This window comes from Vallitalea pronyensis (genome assembly GCF_018141445.1).
Taxonomy (GTDB): Bacteria; Bacillota; Clostridia; order Lachnospirales; family Vallitaleaceae; genus Vallitalea; species Vallitalea pronyensis.
This window is the reverse complement of the sequence record NZ_CP058649.1, coordinates 2,422,654-2,448,319: the sequence shown is the minus strand read 5'-3', so window position 1 is coordinate 2,448,319 and position 25,666 is coordinate 2,422,654. Positions and strand designations below refer to the sequence as shown.

Sequence of the window (25,666 nt, the reverse complement as noted above, 5' to 3'; positions counted from 1 at the left end):
GTTTCACATAGGATTGGTTACCAGCAGGATACTTAAAACAAGGCAAAATACTGTCATCACAACAGCCATTAACAGTGGCAGCCTTTTGTACTTGGTAATATTTACCACACGTTCTTTAACTGCCGTACTTCCAAATGCCGTAAAAGCAACCTGCTGTTTTCTTGCGCATACAGCTAAAGTGGTGGCATACATTTTAAAACGCTCTTTTGGCAAAAGATGCAGTACCTTTTCATCACAAGCCATTTCCATATCCAAGTCAAATGTATACAAAAATAACCAGACCAATGGGTTAAACCAGTGAACACATACGGATACAATGGATAGTAGCTTCCATAAAGGGTCTCGGCGTCTAATATGGGACAACTCGTGCAGTAATATATAATCAATTTCGTCCTTTGATATCCCCCTAGGAATGATTATACGGGGTTTTAAAAATCCTATGGCTACAGGCGTTTTAATAAAATCCACCTCTATCACGGGTATATACCCCTTCATCTGCAATTGACCCATGCATTTTCTACACCTTTTTTCATAGGCTTGATGACGTATACCTGTTCTTGTTCTGTATAAAGTCACACCATAGACAATCAGCACACATAACAAACAGATAATAGCACCCAAGAGCCAAACGTATCCTGCTGTTTCAAAAAAGCTTTCTGCAATATCAGACTTGTGTTCAATGGGAAAATACTGTTTAGCCGACTGTATGGAATTGGTATAACTCAATTGCGGTATGCTTCTATCTGTAAGTGTAACCATTTCACCCTTCAATAGTCCAATAGACTTCACTTTAGATGGATTTAGCCCGTTCATTAAGCTCCATTTACTTGAAATGGATATGGGTATAAGTAATCGGAACAAAACGATAGCCCATAATGGATAGATGAATGTCTTGGGTATGCGTGATTTCATACAATACCTTATGACCATCAGCAAGACAATCATGGCACTACCTACAATACTCATATTGAACACAAAATATATGGTATCCTTTAACATGCCTATCACCTACTCCAATTCATCATCAATAATCTTCTTTAATTCATCCATTTCCTCGTCTGTTAGATTCTCTTTTTTGATAAAAGATGTGAAGAATGCTTTTAATGAGCCATTGTACAATTTATCAATTAACAACCTCGTTTCTTGCAATTGTACTTGTTCCCTGGTTATCTTAGACATACACTGAAACTGTGGTTCTACCCGCTCAATTGCCCCTTTTGCCACAAGCTTCTTAAGGACTGTGTATGTGGTATTCTTATTCCATCCAAATGCATCAGCAGCCAATAAACTAATGTGCTTAGCTGTTTTGTCATCTTCCAGCGTCCAGATAATTTCCATTAAACGTAACTCAGAATCGTATAGTTTGATTGTTTCCATATGTTATCCCTCCAGACTATTGCAATAGTTTGTAGTTCCATACTACCATAGTAGTCTATAGACTGTCAATACTTTCTTTCTCAATCATTCTTCCTTATGATAACAATGTACTGTGACTAATTGTTAGTCTTATGTGTTTCTTTATCTTCACTTGGTATGAATAGCCATCCATTCTCGGTAGGCATGACCCATTGTACAAAAAAATCATTAACCATATTGTATGTTTTCCGCCATTCTAGCTGATAGGTTTTATTGTATTTAGCTATAACTGTTTCTCTATCTAAATCCAGATAAGAACTATAGATGGGTTGAGGTTTGTTCCTAGAACGGGTCATCTTCATGATGAAACCACCGTCATCTGTAGCAACAATCTCTCCAGGATACATGTGTGTATTGGCTAGTATATGAATAGGCTTCAAGTTATGATTAAATCTAATTATACGATGTCTATTCTTATCTGTTTCAATACCTTGTGATACTCCTATACCTACTAATATGTCACCATTTGGTAGTAAGGTTCTGCCCCTAGTCCAGAATCCATTCATCAACAATTCATAAGTCTTGATAACATGTCCCTGTATATCAAGAGCCTGAATGATTCCGTGCTTATAGGCACTTTTAATACTTTGCAATGGCATCCTGTCTAATGGGTGCTTATTAAAAAATACAAAAACCTGATTTTCTGATATGAGCATTGGTTGATCACATAGATCGTCAAAACCTTTAACCATCTTTATCTCCAATGCTTCATTAATATAAGCCACGAATGACGCCTGTTTTTCATTATCTGGAGCAAAATCACCATCTTGTGAATCACTACGACCTAGTAATATAATGCCTATGTCTTTATGGTATTGAACATCACATACATAATCTAAATCTTCCCCTCCATATGTTTCTGTTTGTAAGTGATTACCTGTTTTATTAAGGCTAACAATCTTAATATCTAAACATTCATTTTCTGCCATTGTTTCGCCAACAAATAAAATATTCTCATTAGTTGTCATCAGTACGTCCTTAATATGGTAGAATTGATAGGTCTCTACATCATGCTTCCATAGCATCTGACCCATTTCATCATAATACATGACATAATCTGGCTGGTCGTTATATGCACAAGACACAACCACTATAAAATGATCGTCTTTGAATGTTTTTAGCTGTAATATCCTAGCATTGTCAATGATATGTATAGGTTTTGCCCATAGGAGATTACCTTGTCGATCGATTCTTCTAAGAGTAATTGTATCATACTTGGTATTAACAACGGTTGATGATTCCCTAACAGCTCTATCTTCTTCTACGCTTCTTAAGATGTAACCATCTGACATCTTTTCAGCAAATACCATACACTTCTGACTTATAAAATCAAGGGGTAACTCTATCATTTTCTCTAAATAAACATCCTCCAACTTCTTTATAAACTTTTTATCTTCTTTTTCACCCAATTTTTCTTTTTCTTTTACCAACACTTCTTTTTCAATATGTTCATGCCCCTTATCATGATCTTCACTGTAAGCATACTTCTGATTATGTTGGGTACACCCGACACACAACATACTTATCATCATAAAACCTATCATATAATTCGTTATTTTCTTCCTCATCAAACGCATTCCCTTCTCATTTAATTCAATTTAGGCGTAACTGTTAAAGAAGTTTAAACCTAAATTATTATTTCAATACCAACCCAGACTATTGCAATAGTTTCACCTTCACACTACCACAGTAGTCTATCCTTGTCAATACGTGAAATTGACGATGATTAAGTTTTTTAGTCTACTTACCAAATATTACGAATATATTTTAGTCAGAAGTATATGTTGATTTTATGCGTTGAATACCTTCTATGTATAATGTAATGAAACAATCAAGATGTGATTCAACTTATGCATGCTATTTTATTTTAAGAGAGAAGGTGGATAAGATGGCTTATAAAGCCATTGGAAAATCATTTGATCGGAAAGATGCAATCAATAAGGTAACAGGTACCATCCACTACACGGCCGACATACCAGATGACTATTATTATGTTGAATTAGTGACCAGTCAATACGCTCATGCAATGATACAAGGGATTGATACAAAAGACGCTGAAGAAGTTACGGGTGTCATGGCCGTTATAACGGGTAAGGATTATCCTGTGTATACAGGTCCTATTATAGTGGACCGTCCTGTATTAGCCATTGACCGTGTTCTCTACTTCGGCGAACCCGTTGTAGCTGTTATCGCAGATACCCCTTCCCATGCAAAAGAAGGGGCAACAAAGGTTAAGATTCAATACGAGCCGTTACCTGTTGTTAACAGTATAGAAGATGCTCTAAATCCAAAAGCACCTATTCTACATCCTCAATCTGCCAATTATGAAACAGGTGGTATTGAAACCCGAACCAAAGACGTGTTTCCAATCCCTGATACCAATGTTGCCAACCTACAACGCATTCGCAAAGGTCAACCAGATAAAGTATTTCGTACATGCGATACCGTGGTAGAAAATACCATTAGCTTTGAACAATCCAATTATGCAGCTACAGAAACCCGTTGTTGTACGTGTACCATTAAACGTGATGGTCAAGTCAATATCGACTCCTCCACACAAGGACCTTTTGTGGTTCAAGGGTACATCGCCAAATTTTTTAATATTCCTATTCAAAAAGTGAATGTAACAGCACCACCTGTAGGAGGCGGCTTTGGCGGTAAGACCCCTGTTATTTTTGAATGTATCGCCTACATAGCATCTAAAGCTGTTGGTGGACACCCTGTTAAGCTTCTACTCTCACGTTATGCGGACATGGTTGCTGGCGCTACACACATTGGTTTGAAAGCAACTGTTAAGTTAGGTGCAACAAAGGATGGCATCATTAAGGCCTATCATAGTACCTTTTATTTTGATGGGGGTGCCTATGCGGATAAAGCCATTACCATTATTCGCGCCGCAGCTCAAAACTGTACAGGACCTTACAACATTGAGCATGTCTACTGTGATTCCTATTGTATGTATACGAATCATACCTTTGCCACTGCTTACAGAGGATTTGGACATACGGAAATGACCTTTGCTGTGGAACGTGCTGTGGAATTACTTGCTCAAAAACTTCGTATGGACCCGTTGGAGCTGCGTTACAAGAATGCCATTACGGCCAATGACTATACACCAACAGGTCAGATTCTTACTGGTAAAATTGGAAGCCTCAAAAAATGCATTACCAAATTGGAAGAACAGATGGATTGGGATGGTAGATGTGTTAAGCCCATTGATGATCATACTTTACTAATTAAAGGTGTATGTGCTTTTTGGAAATCCTATTCGATCCCTGTTGATGCGGTAACAGGCGTGATTATTACCTTTAACGAAGATGGTAGTGCTAATCTCAATTGCGGATTAGTGGAAATTGGGCAAGGAGCCAAATCAACCCTTGCGCAGATTATAACGGAAGTATTAACCATACCTTATGATAAAATCAATGTTATCATGCCATCCAATACTTCCTATACGCCCCATGATTGGAAAACAGCCGCTAGCCGAGGTATTTTTATGTGTGGCAACGCTACCTATATGGCCGCTATGAACGTAAAATGCCAACTCTTTGAACGGGCTGCAACAGTTCTTCGAACAGATGTAGAGAATATCTTTTTGGAAGATGGTGTCCTTTATCAAAAAACAAACCTTAGTCGTAACCTGCCTATTAAAGAACTCATCTACGGCTATTCCTATCCAAATGGTAATAAAGTCATGGGGCAAATCATTGGTACAGGTACCTATGTTGCTGGTAATCGAACGCCTCTTAGTAAGGAAACAGGTCAAGGTGCTCCCTCATCGGAGTGGACAGTAGGTGCTCAAGGCGTTGTGGTATCCTTAGACCTGCATACATACGACTATAAAGTTATGGATGTTTTTACTGCCATTGACGCAGGAACCATCATTAACCCTGCTTTGGCAGAAGGTCAAGTTAAAGGCGGTATGAGTATGGGTATCAGCTTTGGGTCTAGAGAAGAATTTGTGAGAAATAAGCAAGGCAAGACCTTGAACCCTGGTTTGAGAACCTATCAAGTATTACGTTATGGCGATATTGAATCCTATAATGTAGCCTTTATAGAGACCCCTCAAGTAGATGGTCCCTATGGAGCAAGAGGTATCGGGGAACATGGTACCATCGGTATGCCTGCTGCATTAGCTAATGCTCTATCCTTGGGATTAGGTGTACAACTGAATCATTTACCATTATTCCCAGAAACTTTATGGCGAGCTAAGGAAGGAGGCCGTTAAATGATAGGATTTGATTTTGATTTTTATGAATGCTTTACACCAAAAGAGGCCATTGATGTCTACTCTCGTCTAGTCTATAATGATCAAAAAGTGTATTATTTTAATGGCGGCACAGAACTGCTTACCTTTGCTGACCGAGCGTCCATAACCTTCAATGCTGCTGTGGGTATTGCTAAAATCCCTGAATTAAATGTGTTCAATATTGAAGATGAAAAGCTCTATATTGGTGCAGCAATCCCCTTAACTTATATTGTAGATGATACGATGGATTACCCCCTATTATCTGAAACTTGTGCCGGGGTAGCTGATCAAACCAGCCGTAATCAAATAACCATAGGCGGTAATCTTTGCAGTCAATTGATATACCGAAACGGCATATTGCCTTTTATGCTGGACAATGCATCCGTTGTGGTTGGTAATACAGATGGTATTCGAATTCTACCATTTGATAAAGTTTACAATAATGGTTTACTGCTTAACAAAGATGATCTGGTTATTCAATTCATTATTGATGTTCATGAATTGTCTAAGCCTTTTTATACAAAAAAAATACGAAAAATAGGCTCTTTTGGCTACCCTGCCCTGGCTTTAGCTGTTGTCAATGATCAAGGCTATTTAAAGGCAGCATTTTCAGGAATCACAGCAAATGCCTTTCATTCACCTCGCGTTGACCATGCCTTAAACAATAAAAACCTACCCATTCATGAACGGGTTAATCAAGCGATTAAAGCTATACCTTATCCTATTATACCCACACTTCAAGGCTCACCACCTTATAAGAAATTTCTCTTAAAAAATCAATTAACCCTAGCTATTAAGAAGATTGGAGGTGAGCATTATTAATATCTATAAAAATCCTTCTGTTATCACCTTACGTGTTAATGGTGTTGACAATGAACTTACTGTTAATCCCAATGAAACACTGCTTCATGTTCTAAGGGATAAACTAGCCAAAACAGGTGCTAGACCTGGTTGTGAACAAGGTAACTGCGGCACTTGTACTGTACTGATTGACGGCTCACCTATAAAATCTTGTATCATGTTAGCCATTGAGGCAGTTGGTCATGAGATTACCACCATTGAAGCTCTTCAAGATACTTATCTGCAACAAGCTTTTGTGAAATATCAAGGCTATCAATGCGGTTACTGCACGCCTGGCTTCATCATGAACATAACTGGCCTTCTTAACAAATATAAGCATCCTACTGAAGAACAGATTAAGCAGTGGATGACATCTAATTATTGCCGTTGTACAGGTTATGAGGAAATTAGGCATGCTATCGAAGATACCATTGCCCATGGTCATGATTAAGTGAAGACATTTTAGGAGATAGATTGACCTCAATCTATCTCCCTTATTGGCACCACCAATTGGATTTTAATTGATAGTACAGCTTATTTTGCATTCTATCATACTTCTTAAAGTATTCTTGTTTCGTATCAATGTGTCTATAACCAGCGTGTTCTAGAGATTTACTGGAGTTAATATTGCCTTCCCATACGTCAGCACATAATAGGTCAACATGTAGTGTATGAAACACATAGTTATATACTAATCGACGCGCTTCTTTCATGTATCCTTTACGCCAATAATTGGAATGCAATCTCTGAGAATCGCCTGCTTTTATACCTTCTTCTGATGCTTCAAAGTTGCTTATGCGCATCATACCAATGACATGATTTGTATTTATATCTTCCATCATCCATATGATGTAAAATGTTTCAAGGTAAATATCGATTAACGCTTTCACTTCTTGTAGATTTTTTGGAACGGTATTACCCACCCACAGATGCATGTTTGGGTCTTGTGACACATGATACCAAGCCTCATAATCCTTGTCATTAAAAGGTCTTAATTTTACTTTATCTCCTGTTAATATAGGTATTGTATCTATCATTCTTATCCTCCCTCGTATACGACGAAATTAAAATTCATCTCTAAACTGTTTTGGTGAAATACCCACAATTTTTTTAAATTGATTGGAAAAGGCGTAGGCATCATAGAACCCTAACTTTATTGCAATTTCTGCAATGGACAAGCTGGGGTCATGCAGCATACTTTGTGCTTCATTAATACGTTTTGTTATGAAATATTGGTGTGGGGAAACCCCTATTTTTTCTTTAAATAACTTACGGAGCTTCTCGTAGCTCATGTTATAGTTTTTTGCTTCTTTTTTCAAATCAATTTTTTTATCAAAACAGTGACTTAGTGACTCACATAAGAGTTCAACGCAACGGTCTTCATGGCTTGTTATGTTAAGCTTTTGATGTAGTGAGTTAACATGAAATAAAAAACTTTGAATGTTAATGAGCAAGTGCTTTACTTCTTTTTCCGTTGCTTGTTTAAAACGGGTTAACAACTGAATACATTGGTGAAGCATCATGGGGCTTAATTTGGTTTTAAGAATCGGATCTGTGGTGTTGATCATACCCATTTTTCCCAAGGTTCTATACATTAAAGGTCCCATACACACGTAGAATTCCAGCCACGGTTCATTCCCTTCCACAATAGTGGTATGTTTCACGCCTGGGCGTCGTTGCACGAAATCACCTGGTGCTAGCTCCCATTCCTGACCATCTTGACTGATATAACGTCCTCTCCCACTCAACACCAAAAAACCCCCATAGTAGATAAAATGATGCAATCGTTTTTCCTTTTTCTTAGTTAAAAAACCACAAGATACCATTCCCTCTATTGATTCATGATTCATATGGTAATACCTTGTATCCGTTACAAATAACCTGCTTGGTATCTTCAAGCCATCACCTCATACCATTTTTTACATTATCTTTACCAACTATCCTATTTTTTTTACTTATTTTAAGTTCTATACTCTATATATATCATACCATATTATACATATATAGGAGGTAAAATCATGACAAAAAAAGAAAATTTAATAAGTCTTATCAAAAAGCAAGGTTTTGAAGAAGCACCTGTGAGCTTTATTTTATGTCCATCATTAGTTGAAACGTATAAGGAAAAAACCGGTTCAGAAGAGGCTTATGAAGCGTATTTCAATATGCCATGGCGTACCATTGAAGACTTGAAACTCATGGATCATGATACTGAAAAATACCGTTCTTATTATACGTTTGAACTCAAAGAAGGTACGGAGATAGACGAATGGGGTGTTGCTCACGAACCAGGAAGCGAAGCGGCAATGCATATGACCTATATGCGTCATCCCATGAAAGAACTTACGTCTATGGAACAGCTTACCAGCTACCCATTTCCTGACTATGAGCATGCTGACGCATCTCATCAAAAAGCACAATGTGATGCCATTCATGCAAAAGGTCTTGTGGCTATGGGTGATATGCAATGTACCATTTGGGAACGTTCATGGTACCTCCGCAGCATGGAACAACTGATGATGGACATGATTACCGATCCTGAAATGGCCACTTTTGTTATTGACAAAGTGACGGATATTTCTATTATGCGAGCAACTTCTTATGTAAAAGCTGGAGCAGATATCCTTTTCTTTGGTGATGATATTGGTATGCAGAACAGTATCATGATGAGTGAAGATATGTATGTGACTTGGTTTAAGCCAAGGCTTAAAAAAATAATTGATGCTGTTAGAGCCATTAACCCAGAAATTATTATATTCTATCATAGCTGTGGTTTTGTAACACCATTTATTCCACATCTTATTGATGTAGGTGTTGATGTTCTGAATCCTATTCAACCAGAATGCATGTCTTTTGAAGATATCCATGCTCAATATGGCGATAAGATAGCTTTCTTTGGCACCATCGGTACACAGACCACCATGCCTTTTGGTACACCTGAGGAAGTAAAGGCGGAAGTTTATAAAAATCTTAACTTAGCTGGAAAAAAAGGTGGTCTCATATGTGCCCCTACCCATATACTGGAACCTGAAGTGCCTTGGGAAAATGTTCTAGCTTACGTTGAAGCATGTGCTGCATTTAAATCCGATCAGCTATAGATTTTACAGCATACACATGAGAAAAGCTAAAAAAGTTTTCATAGGCTTTTTTAGCTTTTTATGATATGACCTTCTATAGATACATATCCATTATTCTTTTAACATCTTGTAAATAACCTTTACGTGTGTCATCATCCACTTTTGGCACAGCACCGAAAAAAGTATGCGTTGCTACCTTCATATCACAAAATTGGAATTTACCTGTATCCGATACCAGCTTTATGGCATCGTGCATGCCCATTTGCTCATACAAATCACTAGGACTGCCTGTTGTATTCAATATAATAACTGTTTTATCGCCTAGTAATCCAACAGGATTCCCACCAACATATTCATAAGCAAATCCGTTAGAAAAAACTTTATCAACGTATCCTTTCATCATGGCTGGCATTGCCGCCCACCATATAGGATAAATAAAGGTTATGGTATCTGCCCATTTAATATGTTCATGTTCTTCTTGAATATCTTTTGGAACGTCTCCTTTATGGAAAGCTTCAAAATCGGACCCTTGAAGGACAGGATTAAAATTCATGGCATACAAATCTCTAACACGGGTTTCATGACCTTTTTTATCTGAAAGGTCTACAACCGTATCCATAATAGCGTGATTAAAACTCCGAGGATTAGGATGGGCATATACGATCAAATGGTTCATCATTATCATCTCCTTTATGCATGCTTGCATTTGCATGGATTAATCATAGGTTTCTTATAATGCTTTTAGTTTATACTGTCTCTACTCTATTATTCTATCTTCTTTCTACCTGAAAGTCTAGCAAAATTAAGTAATCATATGATTCCATTAATTACATCTTATCGCTTAATATACGTATGTTGATATACTTGTTTTCATAATTTTTTAATGGTAAATATCTCCTATATTACTTGTATTTTTTTTAATAATATTTTGTGTACATCAGATACTAATTATATGAGAGAATACAAACCAATAATGATGTCAAAAACCACATTCTCTATTTATTATTGGTGAAGCACAAGCTTCTCATTCATCTTGTATTTGAGTATTCATCTTGTATTTGAGTATTTATCTTATAGGAAAGTTCTCAATTTAACAAATGAGATAGAATCATTCTCATTTGTGCTAATGAAATTTTCCTAACGGACAAATCCGCTTTGCGGAACGAGGCGTAGCCTCTTTTGTTCTATCAAAAAGAGGATTGAATGCTCAAACGAAACACATTTATTCATTTTATAAGGAGGTAACCATGAAAAAAATAAAAGCGCTATTATTGTCATGTATGATGCTCTTGATGGTATTCAATGTAGCATGTACAACAAAAGAAGATGAGCCTGTAAAAGGCGTTGAATCTTCTATTAACGAAACTGGCGAAGTAAAAGCTGTTCAAATTACAGCACCCAAAGCTAATGTGACTGTGGGCTGTGACCCCAATTCACAAGTTTTACAAAGTGCCAACAAAAATACCAATTTAAATGTTTTAAGCAAAGTCAATGATGATTGGTATTGCGTACAACTCCCCAATAATAAAATTGGTTTTGTGCCACAAGCACAATGTACACCTGTAACACCTCAACAACCTAATAAAACCAATATGAATGCACCCCAAGGTACCCCAAATGTAAACATGCCTGGTGGTGGCAAAACCCCACAATTACCTGGTAATATCATGCGTACACCTGGTGCAAATGGAGCACCAACTACACCAGGCAGTACGGCAACGACTCCAGGAAGAGACACAACACCAGCACCTAATAATGCTGCAACACCTAATACAACAGCACCAAATGATAATGCAACAGCTAATGGAAACCAAAACACAACCACTAACCAAAGTATATCCAGTGGCGAGCAACAAATGATTAACCTTGTTAATCAGTCACGTAAACAAAATGGTCTTCCAGCATTACAAGCCGATAATGAATTATCGGAGATAGCAAGAATTAAGTCCAAAGATATGATTGATAAGAATTATTTCAGTCATAACTCACCAACTTATGGTAGCCCCTTTGATATGCTCAAAAACTTTGGCGTAAGTTATATTAAAGCTGGAGAAAACATTGCAGGTAATCAAACTGTTGATAAAGCTCACGAAGCCCTTATGAATTCTCCTGGTCATCGTCAAAATATTCTAAGCTCAGAGTATACACATATTGGTGTGGGTATTCAAAAAGGTGGACAATATGGCAACATGTTTACACAGATTTTTATTCGTAAATAATTGATTAGAGAACATTCCCACTGTAACAACAGTCGTTCCAATAGTAAAAGGGAATATTACGTCAGCAGATTAAACGTCCATGTTTAATAGTGCAACTTGTAAAAGTTGCTTGAACCCATGCTGAACTCGCCGTCCGTGGCTCGTAGCTCCATATTCCCCTTTACTATTTCCACTCGGTAATTTCATAATAACTTGTGTAATTTCATGAGCATTCCTAAAGAAGAAAAACTCGCCCAATGGATAATCAAATCATCATTGAGCGAGTTTTTGTATAACATTTTTTATTATGGCACAATATGGTCATCGGAATGACTTATGCTAACTTCCCCATATTTACCAATATGTATGACTGTACCGGTTTTATTTAAAAAATAACCTTTCATGGATTGCATAGCATCCGTTGCCGTTTCTCCAGTACAATGGGATACACCAATGTAATCGATATCTTGTTTTGTAAAATAATCCATGGTTTTTTTAATGCGTTGGTCACTGGCGTGAATGAGATGTGTTCCACCAATAACCATGTAGATGGATTCACCTGTACGTTTCACAATGGATGTCAACATGGTAACAATACCTGGATGAGAACAGCCAACCATGACAATAAGCCCCTCAAATGTTTTAATGCATAGGGCAATCTCATCTCTAAAACTGTCCCGTACATACTTACCATCCTTTTTGATAAAAAAATGGTTATCTGTTTTTTCGAAATCTATCTGTTCTTGAAAATTACCGACGATAAAAACATCTCTAGCTATGTACTTAATCTTATCACGAACAAGTTCTGTAGGAATATGATGACGGTTTATAGCGTCTTCATGAATACATGTATCCTTTGTTCGGTACTCTCCCTCATTAAGGGCGTATTTTTCGACAAAAAAATGTTTACTAATGTGCAATGTGGGTTGCACTTGCAAACGATCCACTAAATATGGATAACCTCCACCATGGTCATAATGCCGATGACTAATAATGACATCATTCAGTGTTGTCATATCCACACCTAATACCTCTGCATTATGTAAAAACTTATCACTCTGCCCCGTATCAAAGAGGATGTTGTGCTGGTCTACCTGAACATAAAAAGACAAACCGTGTTCTTGGTATAAACCATTACCTCCTCCACTGTTTTCAATTAAAGTTGTAATCGTAATACACATGTTCTTCACCCTTTACTTATTCATTATCTATACGCCCTTATTCATTATATACCCATTATTAGCAAATGCCAATAAGTTTCATGATAATATTGATATCTGTTTAGCATTAAGATTTTATATTGATGAACACAAGGTTAATACTGTATACTATAGAAGTCGAATACTATAGAAAAGAGGATTTCAACATGAATACCATTACCATAGATACTTGTCTGCATATGGACCGAGTCATTTTCATAGATGTTCGATCACCACTAGAATATGCAGAAGATACCATACCCGGTGCTATTAATATACCTGTGTTTGATAACGATGAACGGGCTATGCTAGGTCACACCTATAAAAACATCAGTAAAACCACAGCCAAAGAAAATGGGTTTGACATTGCATGCCATAAACTACCGGATATGTATCAAAAAATTAAAACGGTGTCAAAAGGTTATAGCAAAATCGTTATTTTTTGTTGGCGTGGAGGTATGCGAAGTAAATCCATTGCTACAGTCATGTCCCTTATGCACCTGCCTATTTTCCAATTAGAAGGTGGTTATAAAGCTTATCGCCATTATGTTCTTCGTGATTTTGAAAGGCGTTTGGATACACCATCGCCATATATTGTACTTCATGGTTATACTGGTTGTGGTAAAACCTTACTTCTAAAAGCACTTGAAAAAGCTGGCATGCCTGTTCTGGATCTCGAAGGATTAGCTCATCACCGAGGGTCTGTCTTTGGTGGTGTTGGTCTTGGTGAACAACCCTCCCAAAAAGCTTTTGAAACGGCCATTTATAATAAAAACAAAGCTTTTGGTGACAACATGGTTTTTGTAGAGGCAGAAAGTACAAAAATAGGCAAAAGAACGGTACCTGCCTATGCCATGCATCACATTAAGACTGGTATTCACGTCATGATCCACTTAGATAAAGCGTTACGTATTCAGCTGCTTATTGACGATTATATGCAAAGCCAAGGTATACCTGAGGCAAACTTTAATCAAATCAAGGAAGCTCTTTCATGTATAAAATCTTACCTATCCAATGCGGATTATAATAAAATGGTACATGACTTGGAAACAAGAAACTTACACGCATTTGTTAGCCTGCTACTGGACCATTATTATGATCCTATGTATAAAAAATGGAAGAAATTCTATGGTACATTTGATTATGAAATTAATTCAGCTGATTTAGATACAGCTGTTAAAAACCTCATTGATATTCACAAAAAAGAAAGCAGCAAATAACAACCAAGTTGTTTCCTTAAGAAAGTATCCATGAGGCATATGAAAAAGCTTCTATTTCATATGCTAATTTCAAATAATTTTCTTCATAAGAAAGAAAGCAATCACCCCATGGATGATTGCTTTCTCCATTTCACTTACTCATGATTTATCTTGATTTCACTCATCTCTAATATTTTAAAGCTGTCTCTTATACGGCTTCCAGATACAATGGTACCTTCTGCTTTATAGGTTCCTGGTGTGACAACTCTTGCGTAATAATATAATTCAGGCTTATCTTTATAATTCTTACCAATATGCATGGTTACTTTTTGACCCTCTACATCTTTGTAATAATAGTAATTATCTGTATCTCTAAGTCCAAATTTTCTTGAATTAGCTATGGGTGCCAGGCCAGATGGTACATAGTCTGTAATGGTGTAGTAATTGTCGATCGCCTTTTGATCTATATCCACATCCAAAACAACTTTAACAATATCCGATTCATTAAATGTATTTTGTTGCTTACCTGTTGCATAATCATAATAGGTGCGGTTAATGGTAATATGCTCATCTTGTTTCCGGTCAATTACAGCTGATTTATTGTAAATGGCTACAAGTGCAACGTCACCTTCAACTTTTTGAATGTCCAGTGCCGATAAGTTTTTAGAAGGTATTTTGATGTTTTCATACCATCCGCCTTCTAACACCTTCTCAACGGTTTTACCTTGATAACGATAGGTCACTTTAGCTTTTTCATCGGTCACCTTATCAAACTCTTGCATCACATAGACGAATTCTTCAATATTTGTCAGTACCTCTTCTGAGTATTCACTGGTAACATAAGCATGGAATAGGTCACGATCTTCCATGTTTAGTTTAGAGGCTAATACCATGGTAAGAGCTGAGTATACAAGATAATCATCTGTTGACTTACCATATTTTACACGCTTAACGGCATCATAACTCTCCACATGTTTCGCTACCTTATTATCGTATATGATTTTAGCTTTATAGGTATCTCCCACTTCACTGTATGCTAACGCCAGATATAACTGGTCTTTTAAAGTGTTATTAGATATTGTATCATAACGCTCTAATTCATTTAACACAGGTTCACCTAGAATAGCCAATCCATAAAGGGCTGCTGCATGATTTCTACTGGCTTTGTTTTGAAGTTCATTACGTAAGTATAACGTCATCTTCTGGGTATTAATCTGATCTTTAATGATAGGTAATAGCTTCACGGTTGTTTCAAGATCACTGTCGGCATAAGGTAGTAATGCTATACCGCCTTCAGGTATTTCATAATCTGAAATTTTCACTTCATCTTTAATAATCTCATCTAAGTCAAAGTGCTCTTTTAAGAATGCACTCACCTGATAGCCTAGATATTTCTGATCCACTCTTTTTCCACCGCTATAAGCTAATCCATAAAGGCTTGGTAAAAACTTGGCTTTACCTTGATCAAGCATCATGATGGTGGTCAACCCTTTATCATTGGTCTTAATTTTTAAACCTTTTTTCAAATCGTAGTAATCGGCTACTTGCATTTCATGATACGTTGTAACCACGTTAATGGTTTGTTGAAGACCATCTGTATAACCTGATTCTGACTTGGCTTTTATGACAAGATCGTAAGAACCTTCTTTCATTTCCCATAATGGGATGTTCACACGTTCAAAAGCTTTTCCTGTAGCTGTCGCTTTAAAATCCGTACCTTCTGCTGTCACAAGATAGTCTATCTTCTCGCCTTCTTTTAATGCTTTTCCATATACACTCACACCAACAAATGGTTGGTCCCCTACGAGATAAGTCTTAGCAAGACTTGTGTTTATAAAATATGGTAATGACACAATGACTTCTTCTTTATTGGTTCCTGCTTGTAACGACTTGGAAATACCTGCAAAAGTCATACGCCATGACGTCACATTATCTGGTAATGTAAATGAGAAAGTACCCTCACCTTGCTCATTTAATTTGATGGTTTTGAATAAAGCTGTGTCTTTAAATACAGATCTCACATAGACGGATCCAGATTCTAGGCTATCGTCCATGGCCATATCAAATTTCATATTAGCTGCTTGAGGCATAGCTTCCTTGGTTAATTCTTCAACCACCATGCCATATCCTCGATACATAAACACATTATGATTCCGGTTGCTATGAGACATGTAACTCATACCTAAACCACTGTCAATATGACTATACAATTCTTCTAACGTATTAATCTCTTGATCATTCAACTTTAATAATGCTTCATCTACTAGACTTGCATTGACATAAACATCTTTAGCTGGTATATGCTTGCCTTCTTCTTTTGAATAGATTTTGGCTGTTAATGTAACGGTACATGTCTCCCCTGGTTTGTACGCGTCTTTATCGGTTTTGGCTTCAAATACAAGCTTTTTAGATTCTATATTAAACCTGGCACTAAAATCTTGTTGTACATAGGTTTTACCGTTAAAATACACCCCTCTAATGGTCGCATTCGGTATTAAGCTTGCATCAAATGTTCTTGTATAGGTGGACTGATCACTTACATGGTAATCGTGTATACCATTTTGAGCCGTCATGTAGAGATAATTGCCGCCCTTAAGTGGTTCATCTTTATTCACAAATGTTAATGTCATATCTTCATCCACATCAAAAACATCTTTATCGGATTGAAGTTTATAAGCATCACCTTCATAAGGTGTATAGTGCCATCTTTTACTAAAATGAGCATCAAATGTCATCTTTCTGCCATTACCATCAACGGTGTTTAATTCAGCACTGTAATAACAGCTGGTTATTTGGTCAAATTGAAGGGATGTTGTGGCTTTTCCTTCTTGGTCTGTGGTGAGGGTGATATCTTTAACTTTGGTTTTTTTCTTATCATATTCATAACGCTTACGCACAACCTTGTTAATGAAATCATAGTACTCGCCTACTTCACGTTTGATCCATTCGTTTTTATAGATGGTTCCTGTTATTGTTTGACCAGGCTTCACTGAACCCAAGTAATCATTATCGTGTTCTGCGGTACCATTATTTAATCGGCTAAGATCATATTCATGAACATCTAAGGATAATGTACCTTCTTTATCTTCTCTTTTGGCTTCAATGTTGACATGAATATCATTAACAAATACGCGGACATCTTCATTGCCATAGATTTCACCTGATTCTGGTAACTTGGCAAAGGCACTGATGTTCATATGTTGAATACCCTGTGTATCCTTTACATAATCCGGCTTGTAGTCCACATTCACTTGCCCTTTTGTATCTGATTTCTCTGTACCATTACGATGTTCCATACCATTAAGATTATAGTTCACTTCAAGATTGGCTACAGGAGTGCCTTCAAAAAATAACGTGTTAATATTAAAGGTTACTTTTTCACCAATAAAGATAGCTTCTTTATCTTTATCCATTTCAAGTTTATAAGCAGGTTTGGTATATTGTTCCACTTGAATATATTGACTGGCTACAATTTCATCCTTATGACGAACAGATACTTGATAACTGCCTTCGTCTAAATAAGGTAGTTGAATCTTACCATCAAAAAATCCATGGTCTGCTTTTACTGTTACTTTTTCTAAGGCTAAATCATCACCTGCATAAGGCATATATTTCCAGAAATACCAGTTACTCTGGGTAATCTCAATGGTTAACTCGTTGATTTCTTCATCTTTATAGCGACCTTGTAAGAAACCAAAGAATTCCACTGTATCATCCGGTTGATATAGGCCTCTATCCGTTTGTAGATAACGCCAATGATTGGCTTCATTATAACCTTTCCTACCATAGATACCCATTGACATGAAAACAGCGCTTCGTTCACCGTCATTGATGGTATAGATAGCTGATTGGTCATCTTCTTCTTTTGTAGAAGCCATTTGAACAACCCCTGAAGCATCACTGGTATACTTGTCAGTTGCACCAACTCTTGCCACCTGAGCACCTTCTATGGATTTACCTGTTTTCAAATCATTAATCCATAAAAGATTATCTTTGCCACCTGATGGGTTATTTGTACTCTTTTCTGCAAAGGGAATAGGTGTATTATGACCGCCACCAATATAATAAAAGCTAATATCCGTTACTTGTATAAGAGTTTGGAAGTTAATATCTTTCCAATGACCATCTATGACATAATAACCTGCTGGTAAAGCTTCTGGTAGTTCTATAAAATGTTCATCAAATTCTTGAAGCCTAAGGGGTTGTGTGAATGATTGAACTTTCGACAAACCCTTTACGCTTAATGCTGTCTTTTCTCTGCTCAAATAAGACCATCTGGGAACTTCACTATAGGTTTTTAGAGCGGAGGTGAAATCATCTATGGTTTTATAAGCATAGACATTAATGTCCATGTCATCTTTCGCTTTCTTGGTATCATAAACATAATAATTGATGGGAACACGAGGTACTTCTTTCGTCCCAAATTCATTGACTATATTTAAAAAATTGAATTGTCCTAATGGATTTTGTTGTTCACTATTCCCTTCTGGAGATGTTTCAAATTGGAAGACAAAATCTTCTTTTAATTGTTGCTCAGACCCTTTTAGGCTGGCACCTTTTTTAAGGGTTACGGTGTAGATGGTTCCTGGCTTTAAGCCGCCTTTAGGTGCAAACACAACAGCTTTACCATGGGTTTCAAACTTTCCTGAAACTTTTGGCTCAATTTGAAAGAACTTTTCAATCTCAGCATTTGCCTGGTTAAAATAAAATTCAATCCCTGTATTAACAGGTACATTGGAAGACTCATGTCTTGGTAAAACACCTAGAAGTGCAAATTCTGACCTTGTTTGGAACACCCAAGAAACGTCTTCAAATGAAAATTGATACAAACTGTCTAAGTTCATGGATTTTTCCAATGTAATACGGAATCCTTCTTCCACTTTCGTAACAGCAAATGGTATAGCAGGCTCCATTTGGAGTTTCTTCTGTACGTCATCTGACGTCAGCTTTGTACTGCCTTCAGGTTTTAATAAAAATGTCGTGTCCAAATGAATACCTGTTGAATCAAACTGATCAGGTATCAGTGCATAACCGTTTCGAAATTCTTCCGCATTGACAACAATATCTTGATGTAATGAACGGCTTGTAAAAATCGTTACAACAAGAGCAATCATAATGACTAAACTCACTATTTTTTTCTTCATTTTTCTTTCCCCTTTCCTTGTGGTTCATACGTATAAGGCAACGTGCTTCTTAACATGATTTTAAGCACGCCAAAAGTCTCTTATATGGTGTTATATCTTTTTAGACGGAAAGTATTTTAAAAAGTTCCAAAAAAATGAAATTAATTTATAAATATTTTTCCATACGTATATCTGCACGCCATTTACCATCAAAATAAACGAAATCCTCAATACGAGCAAAGGTCTTGTATCCCAATTTTTCATAAAAGGCCCTGGCTCTTTCATTGTATTCAAAAACACCTAGTTCAATACGCTTCAGTCCCAGTGCTTTACATGTTTCTTCTAAAAAAATCATGGCTTGAAAAGCAACACCTTTTCCACGATAACTGCCTTCACCAATACAGATGCTAATCCATCCTGTATGTTCTTCTTTTTTGTTTAAATGAGGTGGGTCAATGGTAATGGATAAATCACCAATGGGCTCATCTCCATCCAATATTAAATAGATATATTTTTTATGATCCTTATTAGCATTGGTGTGAATCTGTTCCTTGGTCACATCCGGCATCTCTTCTTCTGAAAAATTAGCGCCTATCAGATATTTAATTTCTGGGTCGTTACTCCATTTGGCTATATATTCAAAAGGCTTAATCTGCTTTTTATCAATCTCTTCAAAACGTATCTCCATGCTCAACACTCCTTATGTTTTATATGTTAGTCATCATGCTTATCTCACCTATATCATCGTCATGTTTAAAGGTTTATATTAAAAATTTTACCAGCTGTTTTATAAAAGACATCTTCATGATGTGCTTCTGGAATAAGCCCCTTAATGAAGGCTATGTAAGCATTCAGATCCACAAGGGGCCAATCCGACCCGAATATGAATTTTTTATAGTTATCCGTATATACAAGGGCTCTTTTAAGATGGTCCACAAAATGTTTTTTTCCTGCCATACGCTCTACTTGTTGGCGATCACCTACAATGAGCCCGGATAGATCTGCGTAGACATTAGCGTTTTTATAAACGACTTCTGCACAATCCATGACCCATGGATCACCAATATGAGCAATCACAAAGGTGACATCACGATTAGCAACGGCTAATTCATCTACGTTCAAAGGATGAGCGTATTTCAATATGCCTTGTTCTGAATAGGTATCTCCTGTGTGAATAACGACAGGTACTTGGTATTTGGCTGCTAAACGGTAGATGGGTTGATAGATGTCATCATAGATATGGTAGTGATAATAGCCTGCATAGATTTTTAGGCCAATTGTGTACTGTTCTTTTAATCCAATTTCAATATGATGAAGTTCCTGACTTTTTAAATCACCTGCAAGTCTTGCTGGATTAATGCCTAGACAGGTGTACATGTTTGCTGGCTGCCTACTATCCAGATCACAGACCATTGGATTTGGACAGTCAGAATCAGGGAAGTGATCTTCCCTGATTTCTTGAAGGCCCATAGCAACAGTAGCCACCACATTATTTTTTTTGAAAGTATCCATGTGACCCTTATAGGTATAATTCACACGGGATAAAACATCGGCTGTCTCTCGAAATACTTTAATATTTGAAAAATGAATGTGTGCATCAATTATCTTCATTGCTGCCCCCTTAATTTTAGACTTACGTGGTTACACATGATACGTTAACCATTTATACATCAAATTGAATGCCATAGAGGTCTTCAAGGACCACATCATCTAACATGTCTTTAGAAAATAGGATAAAAGAAGGTTTCGTCGCTTTTTTTGTGCCATGAGGCATGTTTAGTTTATGAAAGTCTTCTGTAAAATTAACACCATTGGTATGGTAGAATTCATGTATGTTCCCTTCTGATAACAGACGTGTCATCAAGTAATCTTGCTTGTTAGAACCATGAATCATGTATTTTTTAACATAAAAGTCAAATTCAGAACCCATGCACCGATACATCTCTTTCTGACCTCTGTTATCACCCCATACATAATTATCTTTTACGTCATCACCTGCTTTGATAAACATCAATCGAATGGCTTTTTCCCCTAGAAGATACTTATCCATATTTTGGGTAATCACTGCATATTGGCAGATAACAGGTACACCTGGTAATAGTAGGAAGTATTCTTCAATGACAATACCTTTCAATTCTTTTTGTTTATCTATGGATAAGGTGGTTTTAATACCCGACCACATGTTCCCCATATTATCCTTCTGATGAACAAATTCTGCATGCTTTACCTCTTCATAAGCAGATGCATAACTTAATTTTTCTGGCTTCGTATGCATACCACCAGTCCAATAGTTCCACCATCCTTTAATAGCAGGTGTTGGAAAACTAGAATCCAGCCACTCATGACCTTTATAGGATAAGGAATAGATACCCGATGCAAAGCTTGGTGCTGATTTCATGGTCACAAGCCCGTTACTTACCTTATATACTTCCACATCATGTTCCATATAGGATTCTGTAACAACCGCATCTGAACCTTTAAAAAAGATTGCTTTCTCACGGCTAATGCACTTGTTAATGGTATCAATGTCCATGTGCAACACATCCATTTCTGGCACCTTATTATAAGACAATGTGAAGGCTGCTTTGTTATCGGTATAGGTTAACTTCTGTTCCATAGGACCAAAGGCACCCATTTGCGATATGGCATTTACTTTTCCTTCTATGGGAATCTTCTTAGCTTCTTCAAAGGTAATGGCTACTTTACTTTCTTCAATAAATGGATTGTTATCATTAACAACACACTGAAAATCTTGTTTTACGGGATCGACAGGCGTGGTATGCCCCATGTAACGTCGAAATGCTTGCCATGTATCAAATGCGTCAACTGCACAAGTAACAGGTTGGGTTACAAAACCTTCACCCGGTTTTAAATCCTTTATCTCCGTTTCAAGAGAAAGAAATACATGATTCAAAGTAACGTTCATACTCGGGTCCCAACCAATGCACCTGGTACCTTCATATTGGCTAAATACCCAAGGTTCATCTAGCTTATTACTATCCCATTTATAGGGCAACATACCATCAGCATTAGGTGTTCGCATAATGCTTCCATCATAAGGCAGATGTGAATTGTAACATAATTGATAGAACTGTTGTGTGACATATAGTGTATCAAAGTTATGGTCATCTGTAACGTTTACTATTTCCACAAAGGTATTTATAATACCCTCTTCAAGTAACTCTATGCATACATCTAATTCAATACCTGATTTCTTTTCTAATGGATAATGTGCTTTCATCATTTCACTGGTCTCTTTTGAAATCAGTTCCACATATTCTGGTTTTTTATTTTCCAACTCATTAAAGTAAGGTTTTCCTAATAGGGGTACGATGATATATAACGCATCCTTTTCATGACCACCTAAACGTTTTAATGAGAGGGCGTTATTTTTCTTAAATAAATTGACACAATAAGAACCGTTATAAATAAAATAATTTTTCTCATCTTCACCATGATACCTACCATGTCGTCCTCGAAAAGCACCTCTTAATTTGGCTTGATGCTCTAATGTTTCATTTTTTGTGTTGATGACCACATCAATCATTTGATTATAAAAACCATAGGTTAATACCTGACATTTAACGGGAATGGATACTTTTTCAGATGCCTTTATTGTGCATGTTATCTCTGGCTCATCAAAGGTCACAACATCTGTGCTGGCTAAGCGACAGGTCATGGTCATCTCTTCATCAAAACCATTCTCAATGTCCACATAACAGGTGTTTTCACCTATAACCCTTGGGTTTTCTTGATCGCCAATAGCCATTTTTATGGGTAATTTGGGGTTAATCCCTACTTTGAAAAGTGCTTTTTGCCCATTAATAGTCACTTGAGCTGTCACACAGGGATGTGTTTTCCATTTATCTTGTGGTTCATCGATGGCATCTAGATGATAATTTGCCACTATCTTTTCTTGGCCTTTTATATCACCAGCATACTCAAAATCAAAGGCAATGTTTTTATCTTCCACACCCTCAATGGCAACATGTAGTGGCTTACCACTGATGTTCACCACTTCATAAGTGATGTCATAATCTCTACCACTGACAAGGTTTTGTTTGGTTACACGTGCACGTATAAGGTAATCATTGGTTTTGATACATGTTAACCCTCTACCTCTTCTTTCAAATTCCATGGCCAGATTAAGACCATCCTTTTCCCATCGATAATCAAAGTAGTCAAAATCACCTTCTAGACGTCCATCGCATTCAACCTTTATATCTCGCTTGTTATCTTTATACCAGTCAAACACCTCAAAAAATTCTTTAACAGCTTCTGTGCGCATCACATAAGGGATAAAGTTCATGAGATGTGTACTATCGTCTCTGTTTTCCCAGAAGAAACCACATTTTTTATATAAAGGTACAGCTTTATCATTGCCTTGCCACGTATAGAGATCTAAACGAGGCCATTTCTCACCCATAGCCTTGTTCACACATTCCAGTACAAGTTTTTTACCTATTTTTTTACCAATGCAGTCTGGTCGTACATTCAGTAAAGGTATATAAGAAGCACCTTCATCCTGTTTGTACTCTGAAAAACTACAGTAACCTACGACTTCCTCCCCATCTAGGGCAAGGTAAGCACAGATGTTACCCATACTTTCATTTTCATTGATGATGTCTTCAGCAGTCTTAATGACATCCTCTCCACCCCAGTTTTCACCACTTTTATTCCACATATCCGCAAGAGGTTGTGCGTAACCATGTTCATACATGACAATCTTAATATCATTCATTGCTTTACTGCCCCCTTCAATCATGTTTCGGCCTAAAAAAAGCATCAAAAAAGCTGTAGCATCTAGCTACAGCCATTGTTCTAACATGTACGTATAGATATGCTGTAGCTATTCCTACAGCTTATAGGTATAAGGATACCTTAATTTTAATAACTTTTCTGTAGGCCATTAGACAATATGTTGTGTGCTTTTATTAATTTGCTTCCTGTTTGGTTAAACATATTATGACCTCCTTTCACGATTTATATCACATAAATAAGGGTTTTAATGATAAAACTCTTATTTAATATAATAGCATGAAAATTATACCATTACAAGTACCAATTTGAACCTTGAAACAAAGCAATTACATGGCGCCTTGGAAAGCCAGTTGTTTTGTTAAGAAGTATCCTTACTACATAGGAAAACCCTTCTATTGCATATGTTAATTTCATGGGCGTTTCCTATAAGATAAAACATATTGCTGAATTAATTGCTGTAACTTATACTGTTCAGAGCATTAACATTGGTTGGAGAACCATAGCCAACAATGCCAATTAAGGCGTACAACTTCGTCATTGGGCTATACTTAAGTTCTTTAACCAGTTGGAAGTTCTCTATTTCTCCTGAATTTTTTAGGTGAATCCTTGGACCCGTACACTCAAATTTTTCTTGACCACCAATGTTGATATGATTATCATCCACATAACATATGTCAAGGTTCTGATTAATTAATGCCAAGGTTTTCTTTTCCAATGCTTCAATATCAATGTTAGGCTTCGTATCAAACTCTAATACAAATCCGTGCTTCACATCATTATGCCCTTCACAATGCTCAAATCCAAATTCTTTTTCCAAAACATAGCCTGTAAGGTCCTCGGCTGTATGGGCCATCCGTCTGTATTTAATGGATTTATGCACAATATTAGCAACGTTTTCAGGACATGGACCAAAAATACTTGGCCTTGTCACAATGACTTCTTCACCAATACCAATGATGATCTCAGCATTCATATTCAAATAAGGGTACACCAACTCAAAATGCTCCACAATAACCCTTTTACCATTTTTAACAGCCTCTTTTATGGCATCCGCTAAGATATACATCTGTGTGAATGCCGACTCAAACCGTACATCTATATGATACGTATGACTGCTAAAAAATCCTGTATCGGAACCATCTAATAATGGCAATGGTCTTACGTTGACACCATCGTCATCATTGGTCAGCTCAAGCCCTGGAAACATACCCTTAATAATTACCGACTTACCTGCTCCAGAATCGCCTACAAAACCGATTAATTTATCTAATGGACTTAAATACCTTTGAGAGATCTGATGCCCTAAATTTAATATCCGCTTACGTCCACGGGGTGCAAAATATACAGAGTACATTAAAGCTTCTTGTAGTAAAGTAATGGCCATACCATTCACATCCTATCTATTTTTTTACACAATCCTATTAGTGTATTCGACATGAAACCCTTAATATCCTTCCTCATATGTTCCTTAAGTTAACCAATTTTTTATGGGTATCTCCGTTATTCCTATAGCTCTCATTATACCGCATATTATACATACAATTCATTAATTTTTCAATCCTATCTATGGAACGCATTATAACGAAAAAAAAGCCTTATCCCATAAG

General features: G+C 36.8%; 18 protein-coding genes. 6 read left to right on the top strand and 12 right to left on the bottom strand.

Annotated features, from left to right (window positions below):
* Nucleotides 1-3 precede the first annotated feature (3 nt).
* The 3 genes from HZI73_RS10080 to HZI73_RS10070 form a co-directional block, all read right to left on the bottom strand.
* Nucleotides 4-966, bottom strand: coding sequence for a M56 family metallopeptidase (locus HZI73_RS10080; protein ID WP_212698117.1), 963 nt, complete (start codon nucleotides 964-966; stop codon nucleotides 4-6).
* A gap of 42 nt (nucleotides 967-1,008) precedes the next feature.
* A complete protein-coding gene (locus HZI73_RS10075; protein ID WP_212698116.1) occupies nucleotides 1,009-1,377 on the bottom strand; it encodes a BlaI/MecI/CopY family transcriptional regulator in 369 nt (122 codons plus the stop codon).
* Between the two features lie 116 nt (nucleotides 1,378-1,493).
* Nucleotides 1,494-2,948, bottom strand: a complete 1,455-nt coding sequence (locus HZI73_RS10070; protein WP_212698115.1) for a hypothetical protein — start codon at nucleotides 2,946-2,948, stop codon at nucleotides 1,494-1,496.
* A 278-nt stretch (nucleotides 2,949-3,226) separates the two neighbouring features.
* On the opposite strand from HZI73_RS10070, the gene HZI73_RS10065 reads away from it, so the two are divergent.
* Genes HZI73_RS10065 through HZI73_RS10055 form a run of 3 tightly spaced genes read left to right on the top strand, consistent with a single transcriptional unit; the run spans nucleotide 3,227 to nucleotide 6,956 of the window.
* Entirely contained in the window at nucleotides 3,227-5,644 is a 2,418-nt protein-coding gene (locus HZI73_RS10065; protein WP_212698114.1) for a xanthine dehydrogenase family protein molybdopterin-binding subunit, read from the top strand.
* Nucleotides 5,645-6,487: an FAD binding domain-containing protein gene (locus HZI73_RS10060; RefSeq protein ID WP_212698113.1), complete on the top strand. Its 843-nt coding sequence runs from the start codon at nucleotides 5,645-5,647 to the stop codon at nucleotides 6,485-6,487.
* Nucleotides 6,474-6,956 carry a (2Fe-2S)-binding protein gene (locus HZI73_RS10055; protein ID WP_330619721.1) on the top strand — a complete coding sequence of 161 codons (483 nt, stop codon included), beginning with the start codon at nucleotides 6,474-6,476 and terminating at the stop codon, nucleotides 6,954-6,956. Before HZI73_RS10060 ends, HZI73_RS10055 begins: the two co-directional genes overlap by 14 nt.
* 43 nt (nucleotides 6,957-6,999) lie before the next feature.
* Here HZI73_RS10055 and HZI73_RS10050 read toward each other — a convergent pair whose 3' ends face one another.
* Both HZI73_RS10050 and HZI73_RS10045 read right to left on the bottom strand, forming a co-directional pair.
* Entirely contained in the window at nucleotides 7,000-7,542 is a 543-nt protein-coding gene (locus tag HZI73_RS10050) for a GNAT family N-acetyltransferase (RefSeq protein WP_212698112.1), read from the bottom strand.
* Nucleotides 7,543-7,569: 27 nt separating this feature from the next.
* Entirely contained in the window at nucleotides 7,570-8,403 is an 834-nt protein-coding gene (locus HZI73_RS10045) for an AraC family transcriptional regulator (RefSeq protein ID WP_212698111.1), read from the bottom strand.
* Nucleotides 8,404-8,523: 120 nt separating this feature from the next.
* Between HZI73_RS10045 and HZI73_RS10040 the strand changes: the two genes are divergently transcribed.
* Nucleotides 8,524-9,600, top strand: a complete 1,077-nt coding sequence (locus tag HZI73_RS10040) for a uroporphyrinogen decarboxylase family protein (RefSeq protein ID WP_212698110.1) — start codon at nucleotides 8,524-8,526, stop codon at nucleotides 9,598-9,600.
* A gap of 73 nt (nucleotides 9,601-9,673) precedes the next feature.
* Here the strand turns inward: HZI73_RS10040 and HZI73_RS10035 are convergent, their stop codons facing one another.
* Nucleotides 9,674-10,258 (bottom strand): NAD(P)H-dependent oxidoreductase, encoded by a 585-nt coding sequence (locus HZI73_RS10035; protein ID WP_330619720.1) that lies wholly within the window; start codon nucleotides 10,256-10,258, stop codon nucleotides 9,674-9,676.
* A gap of 568 nt (nucleotides 10,259-10,826) precedes the next feature.
* Between HZI73_RS10035 and HZI73_RS26520 the strand changes: the two genes are divergently transcribed.
* Nucleotides 10,827-11,798, top strand: coding sequence for a CAP domain-containing protein (locus HZI73_RS26520; protein WP_246552444.1), 972 nt, complete (start codon nucleotides 10,827-10,829; stop codon nucleotides 11,796-11,798).
* A gap of 284 nt (nucleotides 11,799-12,082) precedes the next feature.
* Here the strand turns inward: HZI73_RS26520 and HZI73_RS10025 are convergent, their stop codons facing one another.
* A complete protein-coding gene (locus HZI73_RS10025) occupies nucleotides 12,083-12,958 on the bottom strand; it encodes an MBL fold metallo-hydrolase (RefSeq protein ID WP_212698109.1) in 876 nt (291 codons plus the stop codon).
* 122 nt (nucleotides 12,959-13,080) lie between these two features.
* Here HZI73_RS10025 and mnmH point away from each other — a divergent pair, with 122 nt between their 5' ends.
* Nucleotides 13,081-14,196: a tRNA 2-selenouridine(34) synthase MnmH gene (gene mnmH / locus HZI73_RS10020; RefSeq protein WP_212698108.1), complete on the top strand. Its 1,116-nt coding sequence runs from the start codon at nucleotides 13,081-13,083 to the stop codon at nucleotides 14,194-14,196.
* 134 nt (nucleotides 14,197-14,330) lie between these two features.
* Here the strand turns inward: mnmH and HZI73_RS10015 are convergent, their stop codons facing one another.
* The 5 genes from HZI73_RS10015 to HZI73_RS09995 all read right to left on the bottom strand — a co-directional run bounded on the left by HZI73_RS10015 (nucleotide 14,331) and on the right by HZI73_RS09995 (nucleotide 25,443).
* Nucleotides 14,331-19,319, bottom strand: a complete 4,989-nt coding sequence (locus HZI73_RS10015) for an Ig-like domain-containing alpha-2-macroglobulin family protein (protein WP_212698107.1) — start codon at nucleotides 19,317-19,319, stop codon at nucleotides 14,331-14,333.
* Nucleotides 19,320-19,464: 145 nt separating this feature from the next.
* On the bottom strand, nucleotides 19,465-19,986 hold the full coding sequence (locus tag HZI73_RS10010; protein WP_212698106.1) for a GNAT family N-acetyltransferase: 522 nt from the start codon (nucleotides 19,984-19,986) through the stop codon (nucleotides 19,465-19,467).
* Between the two features lie 65 nt (nucleotides 19,987-20,051).
* A complete protein-coding gene (locus tag HZI73_RS10005) occupies nucleotides 20,052-20,909 on the bottom strand; it encodes an amidohydrolase family protein (protein ID WP_212698105.1) in 858 nt (285 codons plus the stop codon).
* 52 nt (nucleotides 20,910-20,961) lie between these two features.
* Entirely contained in the window at nucleotides 20,962-24,039 is a 3,078-nt protein-coding gene (locus HZI73_RS10000) for a GNAT family N-acetyltransferase (protein WP_212698104.1), read from the bottom strand.
* A gap of 468 nt (nucleotides 24,040-24,507) precedes the next feature.
* Nucleotides 24,508-25,443, bottom strand: a complete 936-nt coding sequence (locus HZI73_RS09995; protein ID WP_212698103.1) for an alanine-tRNA synthetase second additional domain-containing protein — start codon at nucleotides 25,441-25,443, stop codon at nucleotides 24,508-24,510.
* Between the last annotated feature and the right edge of the window lie 223 nt (nucleotides 25,444-25,666).

Excerpts from the sequence above, each read along its gene's own strand:
- HZI73_RS10080 (WP_212698117.1), bottom strand. The coding sequence starts at position 966 with ATGAGTATTGTAGGTAGTGCCATGATTGTCTTGCTGATGGTCATAAGG.
- HZI73_RS10075 (WP_212698116.1), bottom strand. The coding sequence starts at position 1,377 with ATGGAAACAATCAAACTATACGATTCTGAGTTACGTTTAATGGAAATT.
- HZI73_RS10070 (WP_212698115.1), bottom strand. The coding sequence starts at position 2,948 with ATGATGATAAGTATGTTGTGTGTCGGGTGTACCCAACATAATCAGAAG.
- HZI73_RS10065 (WP_212698114.1), top strand. The coding sequence starts at position 3,227 with ATGTATAATGTAATGAAACAATCAAGATGTGATTCAACTTATGCATGC.
- HZI73_RS10060 (WP_212698113.1), top strand. The coding sequence starts at position 5,645 with ATGATAGGATTTGATTTTGATTTTTATGAATGCTTTACACCAAAAGAG.
- HZI73_RS10050 (WP_212698112.1), bottom strand. The coding sequence starts at position 7,542 with ATGATAGATACAATACCTATATTAACAGGAGATAAAGTAAAATTAAGA.
- HZI73_RS10040 (WP_212698110.1), top strand. The coding sequence starts at position 8,524 with ATGACAAAAAAAGAAAATTTAATAAGTCTTATCAAAAAGCAAGGTTTT.
- HZI73_RS10035 (WP_330619720.1), bottom strand. The coding sequence starts at position 10,258 with ATGATGAACCATTTGATCGTATATGCCCATCCTAATCCTCGGAGTTTT.
- HZI73_RS26520 (WP_246552444.1), top strand. The coding sequence starts at position 10,827 with ATGAAAAAAATAAAAGCGCTATTATTGTCATGTATGATGCTCTTGATG.
- HZI73_RS10025 (WP_212698109.1), bottom strand. The coding sequence starts at position 12,958 with ATGTGTATTACGATTACAACTTTAATTGAAAACAGTGGAGGAGGTAAT.
- mnmH (WP_212698108.1), top strand. The coding sequence starts at position 13,081 with ATGAACACAAGGTTAATACTGTATACTATAGAAGTCGAATACTATAGA.
- HZI73_RS10015 (WP_212698107.1), bottom strand. The coding sequence starts at position 19,319 with ATGAAGAAAAAAATAGTGAGTTTAGTCATTATGATTGCTCTTGTTGTA.
- HZI73_RS10010 (WP_212698106.1), bottom strand. The coding sequence starts at position 19,986 with ATGGAGATACGTTTTGAAGAGATTGATAAAAAGCAGATTAAGCCTTTT.
- HZI73_RS10005 (WP_212698105.1), bottom strand. The coding sequence starts at position 20,909 with ATGAAGATAATTGATGCACACATTCATTTTTCAAATATTAAAGTATTT.
- HZI73_RS10000 (WP_212698104.1), bottom strand. The coding sequence starts at position 24,039 with ATGAATGATATTAAGATTGTCATGTATGAACATGGTTACGCACAACCT.
- HZI73_RS09995 (WP_212698103.1), bottom strand. The coding sequence starts at position 25,443 with ATGGCCATTACTTTACTACAAGAAGCTTTAATGTACTCTGTATATTTT.